25 protein-coding genes are annotated in these 25533 nt (G+C 70.6%); 18 read left to right on the top strand and 7 right to left on the bottom strand.

Annotation, left to right across the window (positions count from 1 at the left end):
* The first annotated feature begins 173 nt into the window (after positions 1-173).
* The 3 genes from ACFP2T_RS33535 (at position 174) to ACFP2T_RS33525 (ending at position 2586) form a co-directional block, all read left to right on the top strand.
* Positions 174-1127, top strand: coding sequence for a heme o synthase (locus tag ACFP2T_RS33535; RefSeq protein ID WP_377428895.1), 954 nt, complete (start codon positions 174-176; stop codon positions 1125-1127).
* 199 nt (positions 1128-1326) lie between these two features.
* Positions 1327-1665: a hypothetical protein gene (locus tag ACFP2T_RS33530; RefSeq protein WP_377428893.1), complete on the top strand. Its 339-nt coding sequence runs from the start codon at positions 1327-1329 to the stop codon at positions 1663-1665.
* A 6-nt stretch (positions 1666-1671) separates the two neighbouring features.
* Complete coding sequence (locus ACFP2T_RS33525; RefSeq protein WP_377428891.1) at positions 1672-2586, top strand: ATP-grasp domain-containing protein; 915 nt, start codon at positions 1672-1674, stop codon at positions 2584-2586.
* Positions 2587-2631: 45 nt separating this feature from the next.
* Here ACFP2T_RS33525 and ACFP2T_RS33520 read toward each other — a convergent pair whose 3' ends face one another.
* Positions 2632-3579 carry a COX15/CtaA family protein gene (locus tag ACFP2T_RS33520; protein ID WP_377428890.1) on the bottom strand — a complete coding sequence of 316 codons (948 nt, stop codon included), beginning with the start codon at positions 3577-3579 and terminating at the stop codon, positions 2632-2634.
* Positions 3580-3722: 143 nt separating this feature from the next.
* Here ACFP2T_RS33520 and ACFP2T_RS33515 point away from each other — a divergent pair, with 143 nt between their 5' ends.
* The 8 genes from ACFP2T_RS33515 to ACFP2T_RS33480 are packed head-to-tail and all read left to right on the top strand — an operon-like array spanning position 3723 to position 10377.
* Positions 3723-4448, top strand: a complete 726-nt coding sequence (locus ACFP2T_RS33515) for a helix-turn-helix transcriptional regulator (protein ID WP_377428978.1) — start codon at positions 3723-3725, stop codon at positions 4446-4448.
* Between the two features lie 10 nt (positions 4449-4458).
* Positions 4459-5889: a Fe-S cluster assembly protein SufB gene (gene sufB, locus ACFP2T_RS33510; protein ID WP_377428888.1), complete on the top strand. Its 1431-nt coding sequence runs from the start codon at positions 4459-4461 to the stop codon at positions 5887-5889.
* Positions 5890-5949: 60 nt separating this feature from the next.
* Positions 5950-7110, top strand: a complete 1161-nt coding sequence (gene sufD, locus ACFP2T_RS33505; protein ID WP_377428886.1) for a Fe-S cluster assembly protein SufD — start codon at positions 5950-5952, stop codon at positions 7108-7110.
* Entirely contained in the window at positions 7110-7439 is a 330-nt protein-coding gene (locus tag ACFP2T_RS33500; RefSeq protein WP_377428884.1) for a non-heme iron oxygenase ferredoxin subunit, read from the top strand. The genes sufD and ACFP2T_RS33500 overlap by 1 nt, the downstream gene beginning before the upstream one ends.
* Positions 7436-8209 carry a Fe-S cluster assembly ATPase SufC gene (gene sufC / locus ACFP2T_RS33495; protein WP_377428882.1) on the top strand — a complete coding sequence of 258 codons (774 nt, stop codon included), beginning with the start codon at positions 7436-7438 and terminating at the stop codon, positions 8207-8209. The genes ACFP2T_RS33500 and sufC overlap by 4 nt, the downstream gene beginning before the upstream one ends.
* A gap of 19 nt (positions 8210-8228) precedes the next feature.
* A complete protein-coding gene (locus tag ACFP2T_RS33490; protein WP_377428880.1) occupies positions 8229-9533 on the top strand; it encodes a cysteine desulfurase in 1305 nt (434 codons plus the stop codon).
* Positions 9533-10021: a Fe-S cluster assembly sulfur transfer protein SufU gene (gene sufU, locus ACFP2T_RS33485; RefSeq protein ID WP_377428878.1), complete on the top strand. Its 489-nt coding sequence runs from the start codon at positions 9533-9535 to the stop codon at positions 10019-10021. Before ACFP2T_RS33490 ends, sufU begins: the two co-directional genes overlap by 1 nt.
* Complete coding sequence (locus ACFP2T_RS33480) at positions 10018-10377, top strand: metal-sulfur cluster assembly factor (protein ID WP_377428876.1); 360 nt, start codon at positions 10018-10020, stop codon at positions 10375-10377. The genes sufU and ACFP2T_RS33480 overlap by 4 nt, the downstream gene beginning before the upstream one ends.
* Before the next feature lie 67 nt (positions 10378-10444).
* Here ACFP2T_RS33480 and ACFP2T_RS33475 read toward each other — a convergent pair whose 3' ends face one another.
* Complete coding sequence (locus ACFP2T_RS33475; RefSeq protein WP_377428874.1) at positions 10445-13717, bottom strand: penicillin acylase family protein; 3273 nt, start codon at positions 13715-13717, stop codon at positions 10445-10447.
* A gap of 376 nt (positions 13718-14093) precedes the next feature.
* On the opposite strand from ACFP2T_RS33475, the gene ACFP2T_RS33470 reads away from it, so the two are divergent.
* Positions 14094-14720, top strand: coding sequence for a LysE family transporter (locus ACFP2T_RS33470; RefSeq protein WP_377428872.1), 627 nt, complete (start codon positions 14094-14096; stop codon positions 14718-14720).
* A gap of 30 nt (positions 14721-14750) precedes the next feature.
* Here ACFP2T_RS33470 and ACFP2T_RS33465 read toward each other — a convergent pair whose 3' ends face one another.
* Positions 14751-15932 (bottom strand): RNA-guided endonuclease InsQ/TnpB family protein, encoded by a 1182-nt coding sequence (locus tag ACFP2T_RS33465; protein WP_377428870.1) that lies wholly within the window; start codon positions 15930-15932, stop codon positions 14751-14753.
* On the opposite strand from ACFP2T_RS33465, the gene ACFP2T_RS33460 reads away from it, so the two are divergent.
* Positions 15850-16500 carry an acVLRF1 family peptidyl-tRNA hydrolase gene (locus ACFP2T_RS33460; RefSeq protein WP_377428868.1) on the top strand — a complete coding sequence of 217 codons (651 nt, stop codon included), beginning with the start codon at positions 15850-15852 and terminating at the stop codon, positions 16498-16500. The two genes, ACFP2T_RS33465 and ACFP2T_RS33460, sit on opposite strands and share 83 nt — an antisense overlap.
* Positions 16501-16569: 69 nt before the next feature.
* Here ACFP2T_RS33460 and ypfJ read toward each other — a convergent pair whose 3' ends face one another.
* Entirely contained in the window at positions 16570-17475 is a 906-nt protein-coding gene (ypfJ, locus tag ACFP2T_RS33455; RefSeq protein WP_377428866.1) for a KPN_02809 family neutral zinc metallopeptidase, read from the bottom strand.
* A 207-nt stretch (positions 17476-17682) separates the two neighbouring features.
* Here ypfJ and ACFP2T_RS33450 point away from each other — a divergent pair, with 207 nt between their 5' ends.
* The gene (locus ACFP2T_RS33450; protein ID WP_377428864.1) at positions 17683-19290 is read left to right on the top strand and encodes an ABC-F family ATP-binding cassette domain-containing protein; all 1608 of its coding nucleotides are present in this window, start codon (positions 17683-17685) and stop codon (positions 19288-19290) included.
* Positions 19291-19340: 50 nt separating this feature from the next.
* On the opposite strand, the gene ACFP2T_RS33445 is transcribed toward ACFP2T_RS33450, so the two are convergent.
* Positions 19341-19943, bottom strand: a complete 603-nt coding sequence (locus ACFP2T_RS33445) for a cadmium resistance transporter (protein ID WP_377428862.1) — start codon at positions 19941-19943, stop codon at positions 19341-19343.
* A 409-nt stretch (positions 19944-20352) separates the two neighbouring features.
* Between ACFP2T_RS33445 and ACFP2T_RS33440 the strand changes: the two genes are divergently transcribed.
* The 4 genes from ACFP2T_RS33440 (at position 20353) to ACFP2T_RS33425 (ending at position 23989) form a co-directional block, all read left to right on the top strand.
* On the top strand, positions 20353-20580 hold the full coding sequence (locus tag ACFP2T_RS33440; protein ID WP_007462679.1) for a helix-turn-helix domain-containing protein: 228 nt from the start codon (positions 20353-20355) through the stop codon (positions 20578-20580).
* A gap of 46 nt (positions 20581-20626) precedes the next feature.
* Positions 20627-21388, top strand: coding sequence for an enoyl-CoA hydratase/isomerase family protein (locus ACFP2T_RS33435; RefSeq protein WP_377428857.1), 762 nt, complete (start codon positions 20627-20629; stop codon positions 21386-21388).
* A gap of 145 nt (positions 21389-21533) precedes the next feature.
* Entirely contained in the window at positions 21534-23489 is a 1956-nt protein-coding gene (locus ACFP2T_RS33430; protein ID WP_377428976.1) for an ABC transporter ATP-binding protein, read from the top strand.
* Positions 23490-23602: 113 nt separating this feature from the next.
* Positions 23603-23989 carry a RidA family protein gene (locus tag ACFP2T_RS33425; protein WP_377428855.1) on the top strand — a complete coding sequence of 129 codons (387 nt, stop codon included), beginning with the start codon at positions 23603-23605 and terminating at the stop codon, positions 23987-23989.
* Here the strand turns inward: ACFP2T_RS33425 and mug are convergent.
* Both mug and ACFP2T_RS33415 read right to left on the bottom strand, forming a co-directional pair.
* Entirely contained in the window at positions 23946-24602 is a 657-nt protein-coding gene (mug, locus tag ACFP2T_RS33420; RefSeq protein WP_377428853.1) for a G/U mismatch-specific DNA glycosylase, read from the bottom strand. The two genes, ACFP2T_RS33425 and mug, sit on opposite strands and share 44 nt — an antisense overlap.
* Before the next feature lie 148 nt (positions 24603-24750).
* Positions 24751-25512 carry an SDR family oxidoreductase gene (locus ACFP2T_RS33415; protein WP_377428852.1) on the bottom strand — a complete coding sequence of 254 codons (762 nt, stop codon included), beginning with the start codon at positions 25510-25512 and terminating at the stop codon, positions 24751-24753.
* Positions 25513-25533 lie beyond the last annotated feature (21 nt).

Genomic DNA, 25533 nt, shown 5'->3' with positions numbered 1-25533 from the left:
ACCAGTGCGACGCTTCGTCGGGAGTGTGATCGTTCGCACCGTTGAAGGGTCGCCCGGGCAGCGCAAACGGCGACGCGTAGGCTGTCGGTCGGCGTGCTGGTCCGGCTGGTCGCCCGCCGCCCACGCTGCTACACACCGTTTTCCCCTGTGTCGACGCCGGAAGGTGGCAATCCGTGAGCACGATCACCGAGCGCCCCGCGACCGGCGGTGCCCCGACGGCGGGGACGACGGCCGACCGCGAGGTGTCCCGGCGCGCTGACGTCGCCGCCCGGATCCGGGCGTACGTCGCGCTGACCAAGCCGCGGATCGTGGAGCTGCTGCTCATCACGACCGTGCCGACGATGATGCTGGCCGCCGACGGCCTGCCGTCGCTCTGGCTGGTCGTCGTGGTGCTGCTGGGCGGTTCGCTGGCCGCCGGCGCCGCCAACGCGCTCAACTGCTACATCGACCGGGACATCGACCAGTTGATGCAGCGGACCAAGCGTCGCCCGTTGCCGACGCACACCGTCGCGCCGCGCAGCGCGCTGGTCTTCGGGCTGGTGTTGGCGGTGGTCTCGGTGACCCTGATGGCGGTCTTCACCAACTGGCTGGCCACCGCGCTGACCCTGGCCGCGATCGTCTACTACGACGTGGTCTACACGATGTGGCTCAAGCGGCGGACCTCGCAGAACACCTTCTGGGGCGGCATCTGCGGCTCGGCGCCGGTGCTGATCGGCTGGGCCGCGGTCACCGGGTCGCTGGCGCCGGAGGCGTGGGGCCTGTTCGCGGTGGTCTTCTTCTGGCAGTTGCCGCACTTCTACGCGTTGGCGATCAAGTTCAAGGACGACTACCGCCGGGCCGGGATTCCGATGCTCCCGGTGGTCGCCTCGATCCGCCGGGTCAACCTGGAGATCGTGCTCTACACCTGGCTGACCGTGCTGGTGTCGGTGCTGCTGTGGCCGCTGGGCATGGGCCTCGTCTACGGGGTCACGGCCCTGGCGGTCGGCGGGATGTTCATCGCGGAGTCCCACCGGCTGAGCCAGCGGGCCCGGCGGGGTGAGTCGTTGAAGCCGATGCGGCTGTTCCACTGGTCCATCACGTACCTCACGATCCTCTTCGCCGCGGTCGCGGTGGACGCGCTGCTCTGACCTCCCGTTCTAGGGGGTTATGTCACCGTTCGTCCTGTTTGTCGGCTTCTAACGTGAATTGTGGCTTTAATTTGGTCACTTATAGCCCGAAAAATCGGGCGAAGATGCGCGGGCGGAACGGTAAACCGAGAGTAATTGGCATCACAAAATATCGGTAGCCGCCCCGCACGCCGGTCGAAGTCTGCTTAGGCTTCGCGTTATGGCAGATGGTTCCGATACGACGCCGACGGCCGATCAGACCGCCGTCGCGGGCCAGACCCCCAATGGTCTGGTCTCTGGCATCCAGTCGTTTGCCGCCGGCCACGGCGGCGCGAAGGCGGTCATCGAGTACGTCGGCAAGCGGGGCGCGCGCATTGTCCTCGTGGGGGAGGACGGCGTGTGGGCTGACCAGTTCGCGGACAGCACGGATGTCGCGAGACTGGCCTGCGCCAAGGCGGGGGTCGCCGTTGAGAATGAATGGGAGCGGGAACTGATGGACCAGATGCGTCCGGGTCACGATCTATGGCGGTCGATGGCTCGTCGTACCTTGGCCCGTTGATATCTTTTGTCCGATAGCCACGCGGCCCGGGGGAATCCCCGGGTCGCTCTCATTACCTGCGCCGAACTTCCCGAACTGGATCCGGACGACCGACTCCTGTCGGCTCCACTCGCCGAGCGCGGCATTTCGGTGGAACCGGTGATCTGGGACAGCGCAGAGGTGGACTGGGCCCGGTACCGCCTCGCGGTGCTCCGGTCGCCGTGGGATTACCCGCCGAGGCGGGCCGAGTTCGTCGCCTGGGCCGAGACGGTGCCCGCGCTGGCGAACCCGGCCGATCTGGTGCGCTGGAACACCGACAAGCGGTACCTGCGCGAGCTGGCCGCCGCCGGACTGCCCACCGTGCCGACCACCTGGCTCGACCCGGCCACCGGCTGGGACGCCCCACCGGCCACCGGCGAGTACGTCGTCAAGCCCGCGATCGGGGCCGGCAGCCTCGACACCGGCCGCTACGACCTGGCGGACGTCGAGCACCGGGAACTGGCCCTGGCCCACGTCAAGCGGCTGCACGCGGCCGGGCGGCAGGTCATGGTGCAGCCCTATCTGAGCGCGGTGGACACGGCCGGCGAGACGGCGCTGCTGTTCTTCGCCGGCTCCGGCGGCCTCCGGTTCAGCCACGCGGTCCGGAAGGGGCCGATCCTGGTCGGCCCGGACTACGGCACCGAGGGCCTGTTCCGGGCCGAGCAGATCACCCCGCGTACGCCGGGGGAGGCCGAGCTGGCGGTCGCCGAACGGGTCCTGGCGGCACTGCCCGGCGGACCGGGTCGGCCGCTCTACGCCCGGGTGGACCTGATTCCCGGCCCCGACGGTGCGCCGGTGCTGGTCGAACTCGAACTCACCGAGCCGTCCCTCTTCCTGGCCCACGAGCCGGCTGCGCCGGAACGCCTCGCCGACGCCATCGCCGCCCGGGTGCTGACCGGTTAAGAAGGGGCCCTTCTTCTACAAAAAACGATAAGAAGGGGCCCTTCCTTACACCAAGGAGACGGCGCGCGGCGGGGCGTCGGCGGCGGGGGTGGGGGTGGGCTGGCGTTCCCGGGTTGACCAGAGGACGGCGAGTGCGGCCAGCCAGACCAGGCAGGAGCCGAGCATGTGCGCGCCGACCAGGGCGACCGGCAGGCCGGTGAAGTACTGGACGAAGCCGATCAGGCCCTGGGCGAGGATGGCGAGGAGGAGCAGGTTGGCGGCTCGGAGTGCGCCGGCCGGTGCGTGCACGGCGCGCAGCGCGAACCACAGGGCGATGGCGAGGCCCAGGAGCAGGAACACCAGGTCGGCGTGCACCTGGGAGATCGTCTCCGGGTCCAGGTCGTTGCGGGCCGCGCCCGCGTCGCCGGAATGCGGTCCGCTGCCGGTCACCCAGGTGCCGACGACCAGGACCGCCGCGGTGACCCCGGCCGTGACCCAGGCGAGCGCCCGCAGCGGGGCCGGCACGGTCGGCCGGGCCGGGCCGTCCGGTTCGAGGGTGCGCCGCCAGAAGGCGAAGGCCGCCGCGATGACGGCCATCGAGGCCAGGAAGTGCAGCCCGACCACCCACGGGTTGAGGTTGGTGAGCACCGTCAGGCCGCCGACCACGGCCTGGGCCGGGATGCCGAAGGCGGCGGCGACGGCGAGCAGCCGTAGGGGCCGGCGGCGGGGGCGCTGCCGCCACGCGGCGACCACTCCGGCGATGACCACGGCGGCGAGCGCGAAGGTGAGCAGCCGGTTGCCGAACTCGATCAACCCGTGCACGCCCATCTCGGCGGTCGCCACGTACGACTCGTCCGTGCAGCGGGGCCAGGTCGGGCAGCCGAGACCGGATTTGGTCAGTCGGACCGCACCGCCGGTGCCGACGATCAGGACGTTCCCCACCACGGAGGCGAGGGCCAGCCGCGATAGGGTGGGTTTGCCAGAAAATTCGCCGAATCGGCTCACGCCGGCCATCGTACGTGCAAATGTGATCATGCTGGACGGCAAGCCCGCCGCCCGGTGGTCCGGATCACCGGAGCCCGGGTTTGCGGACCTTGGATGAAATACGTAACGTTGGCGTTGTGAAAAACCTGGCGGCGTACTCCGAGCAGGAGCGGGTGACCGAGCCGGTCGCCGGTCCTGTCGTCGCCGCTGGTATCGCTGGCCCCGGCGGAGTCGCCGGGGCCGACGGGCGGACGACCCGGGACCGGGTGACCCAGCTGCTGCTGGAGCACGGCGCGGCGACCGCCGCCCAGCTCGGCGCGGAACTGGGTCTCGGCTCCGCCGCGATCCGCCGGCACCTCGACGCGATGCTCGCCGACGGCGAGGTCATCGCCCGCGACCAGGTCACCCGTGGCCAGCGCGGTCGCGGGCGGCCAGCCAAGCTGTTCCGGCTCACCGACTCCGGGCGGCGGCGCTGCGGCACGCACACCTACGACGGGATGGCCACCTCCGCGTTGCGGTGGATCTCCCGGCACGGCGGCCCGGACGCGGTCGGCGCGTTCGCCGCCGAGCAGGTTTCGGCGCTGGAGGCCCGCTGCCGGGCGGCCATGGAGGGCGCCGGGGACGATCCGCTGGCCAGGGCCGAGGCACTTGCCGAGGCGCTCACCGCGGAGGGATACGCTGCCAGCGCGTCCACGATCGCCTCCGGCGGCCAGTTGTGCCAGCACCATTGCCCGGTGGCCCACGTGGCCGCGGAGTTTCCCCAGCTGTGCGAGGCCGAGACGGCGGTCATCTCCCGTCTGATCGGCACCCATGTGCAGCGTCTCGCCACCATCGCCCATGGTGACGGAGTGTGCACCACGCACATTCCGGCCCAGTCGATACATCCGTCATCAATGTGAGGACAGATAGATGACCGAGCAGATCGTCCAGCCCCTGACCCAGGAGGAGCAGCTCGCCGCCCTGGGACGCTACGAGTACGGCTGGGCCGACTCCGACGTGGCCGGCACGAGCGCTCAGCGCGGCCTCAGCGAGGCGGTGGTGCGGGACATCTCCGCCAAGAAGAACGAGCCCGCCTGGATGCTCGACCTCCGGCTGAAGGGCCTGCGGCTGTTCGGACGCAAGCCGATGCCGGCCTGGGGTGCCGATCTCGGTGGGATCGACTTCGACAACATCAAGTACTTCGTCCGCTCCACGGAGAAGCAGGCCGCCAGCTGGGAGGACCTGCCCGAGGAGATCAAGAACACCTACGACCGGCTGGGCATCCCGGAGGCCGAGAAGCAGCGGCTGGTCGCCGGTGTCGCGGCCCAGTACGAGTCCGAGGTGGTCTACCACAAGATCCGCGAGGACCTTGAGGAGCAGGGCGTCCTCTTCCTGGACACGGACACCGCGCTCAAGGAGCACGAGGACGTCTTCAAGGAGTACTTCGGCACGGTGATCCCGGTCGGGGACAACAAGTTCGCCGCGCTCAACACCTCCGTGTGGTCCGGTGGATCGTTTATCTACGTGCCGAAGGGCGTGCAGGTGGAGATCCCGCTGCAGGCGTACTTCCGGATCAACACGGAGAACATGGGCCAGTTCGAGCGGACGCTGATCATCGTCGACGAGGGCGCGTACGTGCACTACGTCGAGGGCTGCACCGCGCCGATCTACTCCTCCGACTCGCTGCACAGCGCGGTCGTCGAGATCATCGTGAAGAAGAACGCGCGCTGCCGCTACACGACCATCCAGAACTGGTCGAACAACGTCTACAACCTGGTCACCAAGCGGGCGGTCTGCCACGAGGGCGCGACCATGGAGTGGATCGACGGCAACATCGGCTCCAAGGTGACCATGAAGTACCCGGCGGTCTACATGACCGGCGAGCACGCCAAGGGTGAGGTGCTCTCGGTGGCGATGGCCGGCGAGGGCCAGCACCAGGACGCCGGCGCCAAGATGGTGCACGCCGCCCCGCACACGTCGAGCACGATCGTCTCCAAGTCGATCGCCCGTGGCGGCGGCCGGACCTCCTACCGGGGCCTGGTCCAGGTGCTGGAGGGCTCGCACCACAGCCGGTCGACGGTGAAGTGCGACGCGCTGCTGGTGGACGCGATCTCCCGCTCGGACACCTACCCGTACGTCGACATCCGCGAGGACGACGTGTCGATGGGGCACGAGGCGACCGTCTCCAAGGTCAGCGAGGACCAGCTCTTCTACCTGATGAGCCGGGGCATGACCGAGGACGAGGCGATGGCGATGATCGTGCGCGGCTTCATCGAGCCGATCGCCAAGGAACTCCCGATGGAGTACGCCCTGGAACTCAACCGGCTGATCGAGCTGCAGATGGAGGGCGCGGTCGGCTGACGCCGGTCGCGACGACCCCACCATTCGCCTCGGACCTCGCGCTACAAGACCAAGGAAGAGATGACTACCGAAGCATTCGCGCCCACGGCACCAGGCGGGCCGCAGACCAAGGCGCAGACGCTCCGCTCGTACGACGTCCGCGACTTCCCGGCCCTCACCGGTCTGGAGGAGGAGTGGCGGTTCACGCCGCTCAAGCGGCTGCGTGGGCTGACCGACGACGGGTTCACCCCGGCCGACGGCCGGCTGCGCTACGAGGTGGACGCCCTGCCGGACGGAGTGACGTTCGGCGGCGTGCACGAGGGCGACGCCCGGATCGGCAGCGTGCTGACCCCGTTCGACCGGGTCAGCGCGCTGGCGCACGGTCGGGCGGCCGAGGCGGTGGTCATCGCGGTGGCCCCGGAGACCCGGCCGGCGGAGCCGGTGTCGGTCCGGTTGGTCGGGCAGGGCGCCGACGGCGCCTCGTTCGGGCACACCTTCGTCGACGTCGGCCGGTTCGCCGAGGTGTCCATGGTGCTGGAGCAGACCGGCTCGGTGACCCTGGCCGACAACGTCGAGGTGGCGGTCGCCGAGGGCGCGAGGCTCACCCTGGTCACCGTCGCCGACTGGGCGCCCGACTCGGTCCAGGCCCAGCACCTGAAGGTCAAGCTGGGCCGGGACGCCAAGGTGACGCACGTACAGGTGACCCTCGGCGGGGAGCTGGTCCGGCAGTACACCAGCGTGGAGTACACCGGGCGGGGCGGCGAGGCCGAGCTGTACGGCCTCTACTTCGCGGGCGCCGGGCAGCACCAGGAGCACCGGCAGCTCGTCGACCACAGCGTGCCGGACTGCCGCAGCTACGTCGGCTACCGGGGCGCGTTGCAGGGCGCCAGCGCGCACACCGTCTGGGTCGGCGACGTGCTGATCCGGGCGGCGGCCACCGGCACCGACACCTACGAGATCAACCGCAACCTGGTGCTGACCGAGGGCGCCCGCGCGGACTCGGTACCCAACCTGGAGATCGAGACCGGCGAGGTGGCCGGTGCCGGGCACGCCAGCACCACCGGGCGGTTCGACGACGAGCAGCTGTTCTACCTGATGGCCCGGGGCATCCCGGAGGACGAGGCGCGCAAGCTGGTCGTCCGGGGCTTCTTCGCCGAGCTGCTGAACCGGGTTCCGGTCGAGGCGCTGCGCGACCGGCTCGGCGAGCAGATCGAGGTACGGCTGTCGAAGGCCAGCGCCTGATGATCCGGATCTGTTCGACCGAGGACGTGCCGAAGGGTACCGCCATCCAGGCGGACGTCGAGGGCACCGAGATCGCGATCGTGCACGCCGAGGACGGCAACTTCTACGCCGTACGCGACGAGTGCTCGCACGCCGCCGTCGCGCTCTCCGAGGGCGAGGTCGACGGCTGCACCCTGGAGTGCTGGCTGCACGGCTCCCGCTTCGACCTGCGTACCGGCGAGCCGACCGGGCTGCCCGCGACCGAACCCGTACCCGTGTATCCCGTCGAGGTCCGCGACGGCGACATTTACCTGAATCTCACGCCGAGTAATGGAGTTACCGCACCATGAGCGTTCTGGAGATCCGTGACCTGCAGGTGTCGGTCAAGCTGCCCGAGGGCGAGCTGAAGCCGATCCTGGCCGGGGTAGACCTCACCGTGCGGGCGGGGGAGACCCACGCGATCATGGGCCCTAACGGGTCCGGCAAGTCGACTCTCGCCTACTCGATCGCCGGGCATCCGAAGTACGAGATCACCAGCGGCTCGGTGCTGCTGGACGGTCAGGACGTGCTGGCGATGACCGTCGACGAGCGGGCCCGCGCCGGCCTCTTCCTGGCCATGCAGTACCCGGTCGAGGTGCCCGGCGTGTCGGTGGCGAACTTCCTGCGTACCGCGAAGACCGCGATCGACGGCGAGGCGCCGAAGCTGCGCACCTGGGCCGGCGAGCTGCGCGGCGCGATGGAGAAGTTGCAGATGGACCCGGCGATGGCCCAGCGGAACGTGAACGAGGGCTTCTCCGGCGGCGAGAAGAAGCGGCACGAGATCGTCCAGCTCGAACTGCTCAAGCCGAAGGTGGCGATCCTCGACGAGACCGACTCCGGGCTCGACATCGACGCCCTGCGGGTGGTCAGCGAGGGCGTCAACCGGGTCCGGGACACCGGGCAGACCGGCCTGCTGCTGATCACCCACTACACCCGGATCCTGCGCTACATCAAGCCCGACCACGTGCACGTCTTCGTCGGCGGGCGGATCGTCGAGCAGGGCGGTCCGGAGCTGGCCGAGAAGCTGGAGGCCGAGGGCTACGAGCGGTACATCGCCGGCGCCGGTTCGGCCCGGGCCTGAGCGGAAGGGCACCGTCGAGATGAGCGCGATCGCGATCCCACCGGGGATGCCACAGTACGACGACGTGCCGCGGTTCGACGTGGAAGCGGTACGGGCGGACTTCCCGATCCTGGGTCGCGAGGTCAACGGCCACCCCATGGTCTACCTGGACAGCGCGAACACCTCGCAGAAGCCCCGCCAGGTGCTGGACGCGCTGCGTGAGCACTACGAGCGGCACAACGGCAACGTCTCCCGCTCGGTGCACACGGTCGGCACCGAGGCGACCGAGGCGTACGAGGGAGCCCGGGGCAAGGTCGCGGCGTTCATCAACGCGCCGAGTCCGGACGAGGTGGTGTTCACCAAGAACTCCACCGAGGCGATCAACCTGGTCGCGTACGCCTTCTCGAACGCTTCGGTCGGCACCGGCGGTGACCCCCGGTTCCGGATCGGCCCCGGCGACGAGATCGTGATCTCCGAGATGGAGCACCACTCGAACATCGTGCCGTGGCAGCTCCTCTGCGAGCGGACCGGCGCCACGCTGCGCTGGTTCCCGGTCACCGACGGCGGCCGGCTGGACGAGTCCGGCCTGGAGGAGTTGGTCAACGAGCGGACCAAGCTGGTCTCGTTCGTGCACATGTCCAACATCCTCGGCACGATCAACGCCACCGCGCGGATCACCGAGCGGGTCCGCCAGGTCGGCGCGCTGCTGCTGCTCGACTGCTCGCAGTCGGTGCCGCACCTGCCGATCGACGTGGTCGACCTGGACGCCGACTTCATCGCCTTCACCGGGCACAAGATGTGCGCGCCGAGCGGCATCGGGGTGCTCTGGGGTCGGGGCGAGCTGCTGGCCGCGATGCCGCCGGTGTTCGGCGGTGGTTCGATGATCGAGACGGTCAGCATGGCCGGCTCGACGTACGCGCCGCCGCCGGCCCGGTTCGAGGCGGGCACTCCGCCGATCGCCGAGGCGGTGGCGCTGGGCGCGGCGGTGGACTACCTGTCCGGGATCGGGATGCGGGCGATCCAGTGGCACGAGAAGGAGCTGACCGCGTACGCGCTGGACGCCCTGGACACGGTTCCCGGGCTGCGGATCTTCGGTCCGACGGTGCCGGTCGGCCGGGGCGGCACCATCTCCTTCGCGCTGGACGGCATCCATCCGCACGACGTCGGCCAGGTGCTGGACGCCCAGGGCGTCGAGGTGCGGGTCGGCCATCACTGTGCGCGACCGGTCTGCGTGCGCTTCGGCGTACCGGCGACCACTCGCGCGTCGTTCTACCTGTACACCACGACCAGTGAGGTCGACGCCCTGGTGCGCGGTCTGGAACAGGTACGGAAGGTGTTCGGGTAATGCAGGTCGACCAGCTCTACCAGGAGATCATCCTGGACCACTACAAGCATCCGCACGGGCGTGGGCTGCGGGAGCCGTACGCCGCCGAGGCGCATCACGTCAACCCGACCTGCGGGGACGAGGTGACGGTACGGGTCGCCCTCGACGCGGACACGCTCAGTGACGTCTCGTACGACGGCATGGGCTGCTCGATCAGCCAGGCCTCGGCGAGCGTGCTGCACGAACTGCTGACCGGCCGGGGCGCCGACGAGGCGTTCGCGGTGCACGCGGCGTTCGTCGAGCTGATGTCGGGTCGGGGTCAGGTGACCCCGGACGAGGAACTGCTGGGGGACGCGGTGGCGTTCGCCGGGGTGGCCCGCTATCCGGCCAGGGTGAAGTGCGCGTTGCTGCCGTGGATGGCGTTCAAGGACGCCGCGGCGCGGGCCGGGATCGAATTCGAGGCCGGTAGTGATGACAAGAACGAGCGGAGCGAGGTGAAGACGGCATGACTGATCAGGACATGGCGACCGCGTCGACCGGCAAGGCCGCGGTCGCCGACATCGAAGAGGCGATGAAGGACGTCGTCGACCCCGAGCTGGGCATCAACGTGGTCGACCTCGGTCTGGTGTACGGGGTGCACGTCGACGACGAGAACGTGGCGACCCTGGACATGACGCTCACCTCGGCGGCCTGCCCGCTGACCGACGTGATCGAGGACCAGGCGCGGTCGGCGCTGACCACCGGCCCGGGTGGCGGGCTGGTCTCGGACATCCGGATCAACTGGGTGTGGCTGCCGCCGTGGGGCCCCGACAAGATCACCGACGAGGGCCGCGACCAACTCCGCGCCCTGGGTTTCAACGTATAACTCGTCCGTCGTGGATGTTGACGACCTGTTGTCGTAGTGACGACGACAGGTCGTCGACGTCTCCGGTTCAGTGGGCGTAGACCTGGAACTCCCAGAGGGAGAAGCCCCAGCCGGTGGCTCGGGTCTGGCCGTACATCCGGACGTAGCGGGCCGGGGTGGCGGCGAAGTCGACGTTGTCCGTACCACCGTTGCCGGCGGTGGTCGACCAGACCGGACGCCAGGTGCCGCCGTCGGTGGAGACCTCGATCCGGTACGACCGGGCGTAGGCGGCCTCCCAGCTCAGTACCGCCCGGCCGACGGGCCGGACGGAACCCAGATCCACCGTGATCGACTGGTTGTCCGCCCAGGAACTGGCCCAACGGGTACCGGAGTTTCCGTCCACCGCTCGGGCCGCGTCGTAGCCGAACTGGCTGCTCGACGCGGCCACCGTCCGCCCGGCGGCCAGGTTGGTCAGGTCGTCGCCCCGACGGGCCGGGAACGACACCACCTGCTGGTACGTCGGCCGGTTCTGCCAGGCGATCGTGGCGTGCTTGATCCCGCCCAGCGGTGACTGCACGATGGCGTCGGCGCACCACTGGTCCCCGGCCGCGCAGTGGTCGTCGCCGGGATAGACCTCGGCGGCCGGCTGGGCGGCGGCGGTCCGCAGCGTGTCGAGCAGGATCTGCCGGCAGGCCGGCAGACTTCCGTCGCCGCAGTACGTCCGGCCCAGCCCGCCCGGCACCGGCTCGCCCAGTACGGCCCGCAGGTCGGCGTCGACGTAGCTCCACCAGCCGTACTGGAACGACGAGCCCTTGTGCGTCTGCGCCTCGGCGGCCGAGCCGGGCAGGTCCGAGGTGTCCCCGCGCTGCTGCCCGGACGGCGACTCGTTGATCTGCATGGCGTTGACCATCGCCCGGTAGAGGTCGGCGCCGAGCGGGGCGGCGAACTGGCCCCGGACCAGCAGTGGCCACCAGGCGTCGAAGATCCTGATCGCCTCGGCGTGCTGGTACGTCTTCGAGCCCCGCGCGGTCTCCACCCGCAACGCGCCGGCCTGTCGCCACGCCTTCAGCTTGCCGACGGTCCCGGCCAGGGCGGTGTCGTCGACCGGTTGGCTCTCCAGCACCCGGATCAGCTCGTCCAGCACCTCGATGCCGCGTAGGTCGGTCAGCCCGGCGCGCTCCACCAGCGAGGTCAACGAGGCCCGGTCGAACTTCCGGCCGTCCTCCAGCGCGGCCCGGATCGGCTTGTCCAGCAGGTCGCCCCGGTGCACCGAGCCGAAGCTGAAGTTGCCGTCGGCCGCGCCGAAGTCCTTGGCCTGCTTGTTGTTCCAGGAGACGTAGTAGTCCTGGTCCACCGACTGGGGGTGCGCCGCGAGCGGGGCGTAGTCGGCCGTGTTGGTGTCCGGGTCGTAGCCCTGCCACTCGTACGCCGCCTCGGCCCGGATAGGCAGGTTCGGGTTGGCCCCGGCGGCCCGGACCGGATTTAGCCCGGAGTTGAAGTACGCCGACTCGGTCGCGTTGACGTAGAACCAGTTGAAGGCGTATTCGACCTCGGCCGCCGCCGTGATGAACTGCGCCGCGCTGCCCATCGCGGCCGGATCGTTGAAGAGCTGGAACCCGATCGCGGAGTCCGCCTCGTGCCGGTAGGTGGAGCGGAGCTGGGTGAACGCGTGCGGCGCACCTCCCACGGTGCCCCGCCAGCCCACCAGCCCCAGCTTCGTCCGCCGGGCGACCATGGTGTACGAGCCGGCCGGGGTGCTGTCCGCGAGGGTCGGCCGCCACGAGTTGACGTGGGAGATCTCCTCCATCGCCAGGCACTGTCCCCGGTACCGGTAGTGGTTGCTGGCCAGGGTGGGCGTGCTGCCGTCCACCGTGCACAGCGGCAGTACGTAGGTGTCGGTGATGTCGTGGCTGGACGAGGTGGCGCTCCAGGCGTAGTCCTGGCCCCGGCCGAGCAGCACGTAGAGGTTGACCCCGGCGAAGGCGGCGCCCCGGGCGCTGATCCCCGGCCCCTGCAACTCCTGCATCATCAGCAACTGCGGCGCGAAGTACCCGGTCTGTGGGCCGAAGACGGCGATCGGATGGCCGGTCTCGGAGTGCGCGCCGGAGATGACGGCGGCGTTGGACATGCCCCGGTTGGCCGGGGTGATGGTCAGGCCGGATAGCGCGGCGGCCAGCTCCGAGGGGCCGCCGGCGGAGCCCCGGGCCGATCCGGTGGGATTGGCGGTCACCGCCTCCACCTGGGCGGAACCCGGGTCGGGCAGTACGACGCTCGGCGCGTCCGGGTCCGCGGCGCCGTACGGGAAGCTCTGCCCGTCGTGCAGGGTCAGCACCGCCTCCGGATTGTTCTGCGCCCGGAACGCGGTCCACACCTTGTCGCCCTCGACTGCCCCGTACCGGGCCCGGGCGGCGATCCGGACCAGCGCGGACTGCATCTCGTGGCCACCGCCGCCGCCGAACAGGCCGCCGACCACCCCGGCGATCGCGATCAGGTCGGTCATCTGGAACTGTTCCGGCCCGCCCACGTTGGTGATCGCGTCCAGATGCCCGGTCAGCACGTACTCGCCGGGGCAGTTGCGATTGGCCATGCAGTGCCGGATGTAGGCGTTGATCCCGGCGATGTACTCCTGCACGTCGGCGTAGAGCTGCTCGCCCCGGGCACCCTGGTCGCGTAGCGCGGCGACCTGGGCCTGTAGGTCCGCCTCCCGGTACGGCGAGTTCCGCCAGACGCTCTGCTCCAACGCGCGGTTGCCCGGCGCCCCACCCGCGAACGGGGTGAGCGTGCCCCGGCCGACGTGCCGGAGCAGGTCCATCGTGAACAGTCGGTCCTCCGCACCGGCGTACCCGGCGCCGTACATCGTGCCGCCCCGGGTGGTGCCGGTGACGTGCGGGATCCCGTTCGCCCGGTCCCGCACGATCGTCACGTCGGCGCGCGGGGAGTAGGTGCGTTCGGCCTGGCCCGCCGGCACTCCGAAGGAGGCGTCGTTGAAGAACGCCCCGATCTGGTCCTCCCGCAACCCGGCGTACGAGTAGACCAGGTCGGCGTACGGGCCGAGTTGGTCTCCCGAGTGCGCCGGCAGCACGCCCAGTGCCTGGTTGGCGAGGACGTCGACCAGGGTGGCGTTGCCGTTCTGGCCGGGCGGCAGGATGTCGGCGCACTCACCCAGGCAGTGGTCGCCGGCCGCGAACGCGGTCGTGTCCGCCCTCACGGCCGGCTCGGGGGCGGGCGCGGGCGCGACGACCGCCGGGCCGGTTCCGGTGGGTGCGGCCGGTGCGGGGGTGGCGGTCAACGCGATCGCCGCCACGACGAGCGCGGCGAGGCTGGCGACGGATCCGCGGCGGAAGGTGGCGCGTCGGGGCATGGGGGGATCCTTCCGCCGGCGTCCGGGCATACCTGAAGGACACTCAGGTTCCAAATGGTATCTATTCCACGCTGTCGATAGATAGACCAGCGGCGCCCGATCGCGGTTCCCTCGGGCGGTCCCGTCCGGTCCGGTCCGGTGCGAAGCGGTCCGGTGCGGTGCGAAGCGGTCCGGTGCGGTGCGACGCGGTCCGGCCCCGGATGACGGGACTCGGGTGACGGCCCCCGGATAATCCGTCGCGGGACGGCCGGGCTCTGCGCCAGAATCGGCGCATGATCGCGCCGACCTTCCGCACCAGTGCTTCCGCCGTCGTGGCTTCGGCCGCCCGGCGACAGCAGCGGTGCGCCGGTCCGGTGCCGATCAGCCCTCCGCCGTCGTGACCGACGCGTTCGTCGCCGGCCTGCTGGCCGGGTACGGCGTCGCCGTACCGGTCGGGGCCATCGCGATTCTCGTGATCGGTCTGACCGCGCGTACCTCGATCCGGGTGGGCGCGGCGGCGGCCCTGGGGGTGGCCACCGCCGACGGGCTCTACGCCGCCGTCGCCGTGCTCGGTGGCGCCGCGCTCGCCGGTCTGATCGAACCGGTCGCCGAGCCGCTGCGCTGGATCGCCGTCGCCGTACTGCTGGGGCTGGCGGCCTCCGGTGCGTACGGGGCCCTCCGGCACCGCCGTGATCCGGGTCGACCCGCCGCTACCGACCGCGGCCTGGGCACGCCGGTCCGGGCGTACGGCGGGTTGTTGGCGCTGACCCTGCTGAATCCGTTGACGGTCCTCTACTTCACCGCGCTGGTGCTCGGTCGGCAGGCCGCCGTCGACTGGTCGGCGGGCGGGGAGCTGGTGTTCGTGGCCGCCGCGTTCGGTGCGTCGGCGAGTTGGCAGTTGCTGGTCGCCTCCGGCGGCTCACTGCTCGGCCGCCTGCTGGCCGGGCCCCGGGGTCGGCTGGGCACCGCGCTCGTCTCCAGCGCCCTGGTCGCGGTGCTCGCCGTCGAACTGCTGCTGCGCTGATCCGGCGGTGCCGTGCCGTACGGTCTGGGATTAACGCTTCCCCATGGCTGGCAGCCGGGGGATTTCTGGCTCAGACCGCACCCGAGCACCATCCTGCGAGGAGGTGATTGCATGTCTCACGTCGTCGGCACCAGCACGGTCACGCTCTGCCGTGGCGAGGATCGTCCTCGCGGCGTTCCGGTCGCGGCAGGCGGTGTGTCCGCAGGTGTCGCACCGGAAGACTCTGACACCCAGCCCGAGGCGGTTCTTGGCTCTCGTACCGCACTGCGAGCAGGTCATCGTGGTGTAGGCGGGCGGCACCAGCACCACCTTCCGGCCCGCCCGCGAGCCACGCTCGACCAGTTCCCGCTTCGCCGCCCCGATCGCCGCATCAGCAGCCTTACGCGCCATCCGGGATCCGGCGAGGAATCTCGGTTTGAAGTCCTCCACGGCGATCGTCGCGTGGTTGTCGACGACCTTCTTCGCCCAAACCCGGGCGTCGTGGATGTTCTGCCGAGCCGCCCTCTTCGCCACCTTCGCCGCCTGGCGTTTGGCGCGCAGGTAGCCGTTCGACGGCCGGGCGCCCTTCACCCGACGACGCCGGGCCATCCGACGCTGCGCCTTGGCCAGCTCGGCGGCACACCGTTTCCGATGGCCGAGGTACGGCAGATCGTAGACGGCATCTGTCGTGGTCGCGGTCGTCGCCACACCCCAGTCGACACCGATCGCCCCCTTGACCTCGGGCGCGGGCGTGATCTCGCGGCGCACGACGAAGGACGCGCACCAGTGTCCGAGGCGGTCCTGGTAGACCCGGACACTGGTCGGATCGGACGGCAGCTCGCGGGACCAGACGACGGGAATGCTGACGCCGCCGGGCAGCCGCAGCCGCTGGTCGCGGATCGAGAACCCACGCGTGGTGTATTCGAGGCCGCCACCATCGCCTTCCGCATCGCCGGCGCAGCCCGCGCGGTCGCACCGGGACGCAACCGGTAGGTGTACCGCACCGTCTCGCCCACACCCGCAACCACCCCAGCCACATCCGACAGTTTCGCCCGCACGGAGGAGTCGGCACCATGCCGAGAACCACCACCGCGCTTGACCGCCCTTTCCTCCCCGTGGCTGAAGCCAGGGGTTTCTCGGGCGGCTCTTGATGAACAGCCGACCCGCTGCCGGGGGTGGCCGGTGGGTGGACGTCCCGCCGGCCCGGATGGCGCGCTGGATCGAGGGCTTCACCGAGCGCCACGGCGGGCCGCCGGAGATCGGCCCGGGACCGGACGGGCTCCGGCTCGCCGCCCCGGACGGCACCGCCGCGGTGCTGCATCCGCCACCGGGGATGCCCGGCGCCGACGACCTGGCCGGATTCCTCGCGGCCGTCGGGGCGCCGCGCCGGCTGGGCCTGCTGCTGGCCCGCAAGGGCGCCGTCGCGGTCGGCGTTGCCGACGGCGAGCGGCTCGTGGTGTCCAAGGTGGACACCCGGTACGTCCAGGGGCGTACCGCCGCCGGTGGCTGGTCCCAGCAGCGCTTCGCCCGGCGGCGGGACAACCAGGCGAAGGCGGCCATGGCGGACGCGGCCGAGTTGGCGGTCCGGCTGCTGCTGCCGGAGGCCGACCGGCTCTCGGCGGTGGTGGGCGGTGGCGACCGGCGGGCGGTCGACGGGATTCTCGCCGACCGGCGGCTGGCGCCGCTGGTGCCGCTGCGGGCGGAACGGCTGCTCGACGTGCCCGAGCCCCGGCACGCGGTCCTGGTCGAAGCGGTCACCGCCGCCCGCGCGGTACGCGTACTGGTCCGGGACCCGGAGTGAGTCTCCCGCCGTGCTGCCGCCGCGTCGGCCCGCTCCGGAGAGCCCGGAGAGCCCGGAGAGCGGCCGGGCTCAGCCGGCGGCCTTGAAGGTGTCGCAGGCGGTCGGGTTCCCGTTCTGGTAGCCGGTGTTGAACCACTTCTGCCGATCCGCCGAGCTGCCGTGGGTGAACTGCGACTCGTCGATCCGGCCGCCGGACTTCCGCTGGATCGCGTCGTCACCGATCGCCGCCGCCGTGTCCAGGCCCTCCTGGATGTCCTGCCCGCTGAGGCTCGTGAAGATCTTCACGCCCCGCTCGTCGGCGGTACCGGTGGCGTTCTTCGCCCAGGCGCCGGCATAGCAGTCCGCCTGGAGTTCCAGCAGCACCGACAGCTGGTTGGCGTCGTCCGGACTCTGTTCCCGCTGCTCGCGTACCCGGGCCTCGGTGCCGAGCAGGTCCTGCACGTGGTGGCCGTACTCGTGCGCCAGCACGTACGGCTGGGCGAACTCGCCGGGTGCGCCGAGTTGTTCGGCCAGGACCCGGTAGAAGCTCAGGTCGATGTAGACCTTGTCGTCCAGGGGGCAGTAGAACGGCCCCACGCCCGAGTCGGCCTGGCCGCAGCCGCTGCTCACCGCCTGCTCGAAGAAGACGGTGTCGGACTGCTGGTACGGCCGGTCGAAGTGCTCCGGCAGCGCCCGCTGCCAGTACGCCTGGATGGAGTTGATGAAGAGGTTGTTGCGGCAGTCGAGGTGACGGAGGGCGTCGTCGGCGGCGCACCGCTGTTCGAGCGCGGTGTTGTCGCCCTGGTCGCCACCGTCCCCGGTCAGTTGGTTGATTCCGAAGCCGCCGCCGACCAGCGCGACCACGACGGTGATCACGAGGCCGATCAGGCCACCCCGGCCGGAGATCGGGATGGGTATCCCAGCCAACCCGCCGCCGGACCCGCGCCGGTCCTCCACCTGGCTGGTATCGATGCGTGCGTCCTCGTTGAGTTCCATCACAACCCCGATCGCCCGAATTTTGGTGTTGGCGATACCCGGTGATCTTGATTGGTAATCCGTGGACGGCTCCACCGTGCCGCCCGGTACAATCGGTTCCGTGCTGCTCTGCGAAGGCTGAACGCCCCGCGCCGACGGATCGACAGGTCCGCCGGCTGGTTTGTGTGCCCTGAGTCAGCCTTCGACCCCGAGAGCGAGTTCTCCGACATGATCACTGCGAGCGGCCTGGAACTCCGTGCCGGCGCCCGGATCCTGCTGTCCGACACCACCCTGCGGGTGCAGCCCGGCGACCGGATCGGTCTGGTCGGCCGCAACGGCGCCGGCAAGACCACCACGCTCAAGGTCCTGGCCGGCGAGGGCCAGCCGTACACCGGCCAGATCGACCGGCGCAGCCCGGTGGGCTACCTCCCGCAGGACCCCCGGACCGGCGATCTCGGGGTGACCGCCCGGGACCGGGTGCTCTCCGCGCGTGGCCTGGACGTCCTGATGGCCCAGATGAAGGAGATCGAGGAGCGGCTCGCCGACGAGTCCGGGGACGAACGGCTCGTCCGCCGGTACGGCACCCTGGAGGACCAGTTCGCCTCCCTCGGCGGGTACGCCGCCGAGGCCGAGGCGGCCCGGATCTGCGCCAACCTCGGGCTGCCCGACCGGGTGCTCGGACAGACCATCGGCACCCTCTCCGGTGGCCAGCGCCGCCGGGTCGAGCTGGCCCGGATCCTGTTCCGGGACGCGGCCGCCGGCGGCGGCGGGATCCTGCTGCTCGACGAGCCGACCAACCACCTCGACGCCGACTCGATCACCTGGCTGCGTGGCTTCCTCGCCGGGCACAAGGGCGGGCTGATCGTGATCAGTCACGATGCCTCGCTGCTGGACGCCGTGGTCAACAAGGTCTGGTTCCTGGACGCCACCCGCTCGGTGGTGGACGTCTACAACGTCGGCTGGAAGACCTACCTGGAACAGCGGGAGACCGACGAGCGGCGGCGCCGCCGGGAACGGGCCAACGCCGAGAAGAAGGCCGGGGCGCTGATGGCCCAGGCCGACAAGATGCGGGCCAAGGCGACCAAGACGGTGGCCGCGCAGAACATGGCCCGCCGGGCCGAGAAGCTGCTCTCCGGGCTGGAGGATGCCCGGGTCGCCGACAGGGTGGCCAAGGTGCGCTTCCCCAACCCGGCGTCCTGTGGCAAGACGCCGCTCACCGCGACCGGCCTGTCGAAGTCGTACGGCTCGTTGGAGATCTTCACGGACGTGAACGTCGCGGTCGACCGTGGTTCCCGGGTGGCGATTCTCGGACTCAACGGTGCCGGCAAGACCACCCTGCTGCGCATCCTCGGCGGACTGCTGGAATCCGACACCGGTGAGGTCCGGCCGGGGCACGGGCTGCGGCTGGGTTACTACGCCCAGGAGCACGAGACGCTGGACGTCGACCGGACCGTCCTTGATCACATGCGCAGCGCCGCCTTCGAACAGTCCGACACCGACCTGCGCAAGATCCTGGGCGCCTTCCTCTTCTCCGGCGACGACGTGGACAAGCCGGCCGGGGTGCTCTCCGGCGGTGAGAAGACCCGGCTGGCGCTGGCCACACTGGTCTGCTCGGGCGCCAACGTGCTGCTCCTGGACGAGCCCACCAACAACCTCGACCCGGTGAGCCGGGAGCAGGTGCTCGACGCGATCGCCCGCTATCCCGGCGCGATCGTCCTGGTCACCCACGATCCGGGCGCGGTGCTGGCGCTCAAGCCCGACCGGGCGATCCTGCTGCCGGACGGCGACGAGGACGCCTGGAGCGACGACCTGCTCGAACTCGTCGAGCTGGCCTGACCCCGCGCCGGCCCCGAGCCGGGCCGGGCCGGACCGACCGGCCCCGGTCGTCAGCCGAGGCCGGTGAGCCGGCCCAGCACGCCGGAGCTGACCAGGATGACCAGCCCGATGCCGATGAAGACCACCGGCACCAGCCAGTGGCCCACCCGGTCCACCAGCCGGATCACCCGTGGGTGGCTGCCCAGCCAGGCCGCCGCCGCGCACCAGAGCGCGATCAGGCCGACGAAGACGACCAGGTACGTTTCGACCTCGGCCGGACCGAGCGCCCGGAACACCGGTACGTAGACGGCGATGTTGTCCGCGCCGTTGGCGATCGTCACCCCGGCCACCCCGAGTGCCCCGGTGACCACCCTCGGCGTACCGGTGTCGTCGTCGGTGCGGCGCAGCAGGGCACGTACGCCGAGGGCCACCGGCAGCAACCCGAGGAGACCGGTCCACGGGTCCGGCACCACCAGTAGCCCGGCCGCCCCCGCCACGCTGGCGGTCACCAGTGCGCCGATTCCGGCGTACTGACCGACGACGATCTGCCAGGGTCGCGGCCGACCCGCCGTGCGCGAGGTCACGAAGAGGACGGTCAGTACGACAATGTCGTCGATGTCGGTGGCGGCGAAGATGGCCACCGCGCTCGCCACGATGCCGACTTGATCTGCCACATGCGACACCGTACGGGGGTGGTCACCATTCTGCGGAATCCGTCTGACTGAATCCGAGCGGGAGACGGAAACTCGACCGACGGCGAGCTGAACTTCGCGGGCGGGGATGGAAACTCGATCGGCGGCGAGCGAAACTTGACCGGGTCGGAAGGAAACTCGCGCTACGGGTGCGAAAACTCCGACCGCGCGGGTCGGCAACGCGCCGACCAGGGCACAAACCCACGCTGAGGTGCGGCGGAAACTCCCCGGTGAGGACGGATGGCGAGGTCGGCGCAATCACTCAATCGGGAAACTGACACTGCTGTGCGTGTCGGTTGGCGAAGAGTTGATATCTAGCGCATGATCGTTCGAGGCGGTCTAATAGGTGGGACCGTATCGAACCGCACAGTCTGGGACGTGAGGAATCAACATGGCAGCCACTGGCACAGCCACCAGCACTGAGAAGGGTCGCAGGATCGTCGGAGCCGAGCGTCAGACGCTCGCCAAGGACCTGGTCAAGCGGTATACCTCCGGCGAAAGCATCCGCGCCCTGGCGGCCTCGACCGGCCGTTCCTACGGGTTCATCCACCGGGTGCTCACCGAGTCTGGTGTACAGCTTCGTCAGCGTGGCGGCGCTCGTCGTCGTAAGAAGGCGTGACCGGCTCAGCAGCCTGGTCCGGACCCGAACGCCTGCGGATTCATTCGTGACCGTCGGCGTACGACTGAATTGCGACGGGCCGGTCGCGACAGTGACGTTGTGCCGGCCCGACGTACTCAACGCACAGACGCCCGAGATGTGGCGGGCGATGTATGACTTCTCCCGGGATCTCCCAGGCGACGTACGGGTCGTGGTGGTGCGGGGCGAGGGTCGGGCCTTTTCCGCTGGGCTCGACCTGTCGGTGGTCAACGACCCGGCGGCGGGGAACTCCCTGGCGGCGCTGGCCGCGCTGTCACCGGAGGAGTGCGCCGATCGCATTGCCGGATTCCAGGCCGGATTCACCTGGCTGCACCGCCCCGATCTTCTCTCGATCGCGGCGGTGCAGGGCCATGCGATCGGCGCGGGCTTCCAACTCGCCCTGGCCTGCGACCTTCGGGTGCTGACCGACGACGCCAGGTTCTCGATGGCCGAGGTCGCGCTCGGCCTGGTGCCCGACCTCGCCGGCACGAAGCGTCTGGTGGACCTGGTCGGCTACGCCCGGGCCCTGGAGATCTGCGTCACCGGTCGGCGGGTCGACGCGGTCGAGGCCGAACAGCTCGGCCTGGCCACCGTGGTCGTGCCGCAGGCCGAGCTCGACGCGGCGGTCGAGGATCTCGTCGGCGCGGTCCTGGCCGCCAACCGGAACGCGGTGGTGGAGATCAAAGCCCTGCTTGCCGGCGCGGCTGGCCGCTCTCCGGCGGACCAGCAGCGGGCCGAACGCGAGGCGCAGACCCGCCGCCTCCGTGATCTTGCCGGGGCCGGCGAATAGCCTGTCCTGTCAGAGCCGGCGAATAGCCTGGACGCCGATGGCGCGTCCGATAAATTTGATCATGGAGGAACATTCGGGAAGATTCGGGCCGCCACTCCGGTTGTCGTAGTCGTCGAAGAGTGGGAGGTCGTGCGTGGTGAACGGGATGGGTTCCGGTGGCGGCATGGGCGGCTGGGGCATGCTGCGGTCGTTGCGCAACGGCGACGAGGTCACCGCCCACCGGGTCACCCGGCGCGGGGTCCGACGGGTCGTCGAGTTCGCCCGTCCCTACCGGCGCGACATCGGGGTGTTCCTGGTCACCGTGGTCGTCGCCGCGATCATCGGTGTGGCGACCCCGGTGCTGGCCGGCGACGTCATCAACGCCATCTCCCGGGGCGGCTCGGACGCGGGCAGCCTGGTGGTCCGGCTGGCCCTGGTGATCGCCGGCCTCGCGGTGGTCGACGCGCTGCTCTCGCTGGCCCAGCGGTGGTACTCGGCCCGGATCGGCGAGGGGATCATCCTCGACCTGCGGACCCGGGTCTACGACCACGTGCAGCGGATGCCCCTGCAGTTCTTCACCCGGACCCAGACCGGGGCGCTGGTCAGCCGGATCAACAACGACGTGACGGGCGCCCAGCGGGCCTTCACCAGCACCCTGTCCGGGGTGGTCAGCAACATCATCCAACTGGTGCTCACCGCCGCCGTCATGTTCACCCTCTCCTGGCAGATCACCGCGCTCTCCCTCGTACTGCTGCCGATCTTCATCATTCCGGCCCGGCGGGTCGGCAAGCGCCTGGCGGAGATCACCCGGGAGTCGTACGACCTCGACGCGAAGATGAACGCCACCATGACCGAGCGGTTCGGGGTGGCCGGAGCACTGCTGGTCAAGCTCTTCGGCCGTCCGGACGTCGAGGCGCGGCGGTTCGGGGACCGGGCCGAACGGGTCCGCGACATCGGCATCCAGTCCGCGATGTACTCCCGGACCTTCTTCGTCGCGATGCTGCTGGTCGCCTCGCTGGCCCAGGCGCTGACCTACGGTCTCGGCGGCTGGCTCGCGGTACGCGGCAACGTGAGCGCCGGCACCGTGGTCACCCTCGCCCTGCTGCTGACCCGCCTCTACGGTCCGCTGACCGCGCTGTCGAACGTCCGGGTCGACGTGATGAGCGCGCTGGTCTCCTTCGACCGGGTCTTCGAGGTGCTCGACCTCACCCCGTCCATCGCGGAGAAGCCGAACGCGGTGGCCATCCCGCGTAGCGCCGGGCGGTTGGAGTTCCGGGACGTCCGGTTCCGCTACCCGAGCGCCGCCGAGGTGTCGCTCGCCTCCCTGGAGGACGTCGCCGCCCTGGACCGGACGGTCAACGAGCCGGTGCTGCGCGGAGTCTCGTTCACCGTCGAGCCGGGGCAGATGGTGGCGCTGGTCGGACCCTCCGGCGCCGGCAAGTCCACCACCTCGATGCTGGTCTCCCGGGTCTACGACGTGACCGACGGGGAGGTGCGGGTCGGCGGAGTGGACGTCCGGAACGCCACCGCGGACTCGCTCCGCGACACGATCGGCGTGGTGACCCAGGATTCGCACCTGTTCCACGAGACGATCGCGGAAAATCTCCGGTACGCCAAGCCGGACGCGACGGACGACGAACTCTGGGCGGCGTTGCGCGGCGCCCAGGTCGAGGAACTGGTCCGGGAGTTGCCGGACGGGCTCGACACCATGGTGGGCGAACGCGGCTACCGGTTCTCCGGCGGCGAGAAGCAGCGGATCGCGATCGCCCGGCTGCTGCTGAAGGCCCCGTCGATCGTCATCCTCGACGAGGCCACCGCGCACCTCGACTCCGAGTCCGAGGCGGCGGTGCAGCGGGCGCTCTCGGTCGCGCTGAGCGGTCGTACCGCGCTGGTCATCGCGCACCGGCTGTCGACCGTACGGGAGGCGGACCAGATCCTGGTCATGGATCACGGGCGGATCGTCGAGCGCGGCCGGCACGACGAGCTGGTGGCGGTCGGCGGCCTGTACGCCGAGCTGTACCGGACGCAGTTCGCGGTGGCGGACTCCCCGGCCCCGTACGCCGACGCGGTCGGCCCGGAGCCGGTGATCACCGTGCCGCGTCCCGACTACGACCCGGTCTGACCCGACTCGGGAGTCGCCGCCGGCGACGAAAACCTGGGGCGCCGGACGTGGGGTCGGTGTTACCGTGCTCCGTCAAACGCGAGTCGGCATCAGATTCACGGGGGAAGTGTCGAATGCAGATTGTGCCGCACAGTCCGACCGAGGGGATCTATCCGGCCACCGAGGACTACGTGCACGCGGTCGAGGTTCGCGGTGCCGAGCGCCTGCTGTTCGTCGCCGGGACGATGGGACTGGACGCCCGGGGCGTGGCGGGAAAGAACCTGGACGAGCAGCTGCGGCTCATCTGGTCCAACCTGCGGACGATCCTCGCCGACGCCGACATGACCGTCGACAACATCGTCCGCCTCACCAGCTATCTGCGGGACGCGTCGTACGCCACGGCCAACGCGCAGGCCCGGGTCGCGGCCCTGGGGGGCCGGGCGGTCCCGACCACGGCGATCGTCGCCGAGACGCTGGTCAGTGACTGGCTGGTCGAGATCGAGGTGATCGCCGCCGGCTGACCGGTGCGCCCACCGCCGCCCGCAGGGCCGCGAACTCGGTGGCCAGTCCGGCGGGCGTGTAGTGCGCGTTGAGTCCGCTCGGATTCGGCAGTACCCAGAGCTCGGCGCCACCGAGCGTCCCGTCCTGCCGGCCGAGGACCGCCGACCGCCGGTCGAACGCGACCCGGTACGCCGTGACGCCCAGCACGGCCACCCAGCGCGGCCGGTAGCGCCGGATCTTGTCGACCAACTGGCGACCGCCCTCGGCGAGTTCGTCCCGGGTCAGCTCGTCCGCCCGGGCGCTCGCCCGGTCGGCCAGGTTCGTGATGCCCAGCCCGTACGTCAGCAGCTCCGCCTGGTCGGCCGGATCGACCAGGTGCGGGGTGAACCCACTCCGGTGCAGGGCCGGCCAGAAACGGTTGCCGGGACGGGCGAAGTGGCGCCCGGTCGCGGCCGAGTAGAGACCCGGATTGATCCCGCAGAACAGCACGTCCAGATCCGGGGCGATCAGGTCCGGCAGCAGCAGGTCGGCCGCCGCGGCCAACTCGGCGGGGGTCGGGCGGGGCAGCTTCCGCCCGCCGACCGGGTTCGGCCGGACCGACCCGGTGCCGCCGGGCACGGTCAGCGATGCCATGCCGACGATCCTGCCGCATCGCGCCGACGCCCGCCCGTCGGCGCCCACCCCGGTGACCGGAACCACCGCCCGGCACCCGACAGCCGGTCCGGTCCGGCCTACTGGCGGATCCGGGCCGACGCGTAGGCCGGCATCGTCGGCACTCGGGTCAGAGACCCCGCAGGGCGCCACCGTCGATCGGAATGGAGACCCCGGTCAGGTAGCTGGCGGCGGGGGAGAGGACGAACGCGGCAACCCGGCCGAACTCCGCCGGGTCGCCGATCCGGCGCAACGGGATCTCCGCCTCCGCGTCGGCGCGGGCCCGGTCCGGGTCGCCGGTGGCGGCGAAGAGTTCACGGTTGCGGTCGGTGAGGATCCGCCCCGGGAGCAGGCTGACGACGCGTACGCCGCGTGGGCCGTACTCGTCGGCCATGTCCTTCGCGGCACCGGCGAGCCCTGGGCGCAGGCCGTTCGAGATGCCGAGGCCAGGGATCGGTGCGCGGGCCGAGTTGGACAGCACCAGACCGATCGCGCCGCCGTCGGAGAGCGCCGCCGCGACGGTACGCGCGGTCCGCAGCGTGCCGAGGAAGATCGTCTCGAACGAGTTCCGCCACTGTTCGTCGGTGACCTGGGCGGCGCTGCCCCTGGGCGGCCCGCCGACCGAGACGAGCGCGCCGTCGAGCCGGCCGAACCGTGCCATGGCGGTGTCGACCAGCCGTGCCGCGGTGTCGGGATCGGTCAGGTCGGCGCAGAGGCCCACCGCCCGCTCCTCGTCGCCGAGCTGGCGCGCCGCCTCGGCCACCTGATTGGCGTTCCGGGCCGAGATGACCACCCGGGCGCCGTCGGCCACCAGGGACCGCGCGGTGGCGAAGCCGAGACCTTTCGACGCGCCGGTCAACACGTACACCCGGTCCGCGAGTCCGAGATCCATGCACATCATCCTATGGCGTAT

It is taken from the genome of Plantactinospora solaniradicis (assembly GCF_042658085.1).
GTDB lineage: Bacteria > Actinomycetota > Actinomycetes > Mycobacteriales > Micromonosporaceae > Plantactinospora > Plantactinospora solaniradicis.
This window is presented reverse-complemented; position numbering and strand designations above follow the sequence as displayed.

Bases quoted from the DNA above. Each gene is read 5' to 3' on its own strand.
- ACFP2T_RS33530 (WP_377428893.1), top strand. From the start codon at position 1,327: ATGGCAGATGGTTCCGATACGACGCCGACGGCCGATCAGACCGCCGTC.
- ACFP2T_RS33520 (WP_377428890.1), bottom strand. From the start codon at position 3,579: ATGGCCGGCGTGAGCCGATTCGGCGAATTTTCTGGCAAACCCACCCTA.
- sufB (WP_377428888.1), top strand. From the start codon at position 4,459: ATGACCGAGCAGATCGTCCAGCCCCTGACCCAGGAGGAGCAGCTCGCC.
- sufD (WP_377428886.1), top strand. From the start codon at position 5,950: ATGACTACCGAAGCATTCGCGCCCACGGCACCAGGCGGGCCGCAGACC.
- ACFP2T_RS33500 (WP_377428884.1), top strand. From the start codon at position 7,110: ATGATCCGGATCTGTTCGACCGAGGACGTGCCGAAGGGTACCGCCATC.
- sufC (WP_377428882.1), top strand. From the start codon at position 7,436: ATGAGCGTTCTGGAGATCCGTGACCTGCAGGTGTCGGTCAAGCTGCCC.
- ACFP2T_RS33490 (WP_377428880.1), top strand. From the start codon at position 8,229: ATGAGCGCGATCGCGATCCCACCGGGGATGCCACAGTACGACGACGTG.
- sufU (WP_377428878.1), top strand. From the start codon at position 9,533: ATGCAGGTCGACCAGCTCTACCAGGAGATCATCCTGGACCACTACAAG.
- ACFP2T_RS33480 (WP_377428876.1), top strand. From the start codon at position 10,018: ATGACTGATCAGGACATGGCGACCGCGTCGACCGGCAAGGCCGCGGTC.
- ACFP2T_RS33475 (WP_377428874.1), bottom strand. From the start codon at position 13,717: ATGCCCCGACGCGCCACCTTCCGCCGCGGATCCGTCGCCAGCCTCGCC.
- ACFP2T_RS33460 (WP_377428868.1), top strand. From the start codon at position 15,850: ATGAACAGCCGACCCGCTGCCGGGGGTGGCCGGTGGGTGGACGTCCCG.
- ypfJ (WP_377428866.1), bottom strand. From the start codon at position 17,475: ATGGAACTCAACGAGGACGCACGCATCGATACCAGCCAGGTGGAGGAC.
- ACFP2T_RS33450 (WP_377428864.1), top strand. From the start codon at position 17,683: ATGATCACTGCGAGCGGCCTGGAACTCCGTGCCGGCGCCCGGATCCTG.
- ACFP2T_RS33440 (WP_007462679.1), top strand. From the start codon at position 20,353: ATGGCAGCCACTGGCACAGCCACCAGCACTGAGAAGGGTCGCAGGATC.
- ACFP2T_RS33430 (WP_377428976.1), top strand. From the start codon at position 21,534: ATGGGTTCCGGTGGCGGCATGGGCGGCTGGGGCATGCTGCGGTCGTTG.
- ACFP2T_RS33425 (WP_377428855.1), top strand. From the start codon at position 23,603: ATGCAGATTGTGCCGCACAGTCCGACCGAGGGGATCTATCCGGCCACC.
- mug (WP_377428853.1), bottom strand. From the start codon at position 24,602: ATGGCATCGCTGACCGTGCCCGGCGGCACCGGGTCGGTCCGGCCGAAC.
- ACFP2T_RS33415 (WP_377428852.1), bottom strand. From the start codon at position 25,512: ATGGATCTCGGACTCGCGGACCGGGTGTACGTGTTGACCGGCGCGTCG.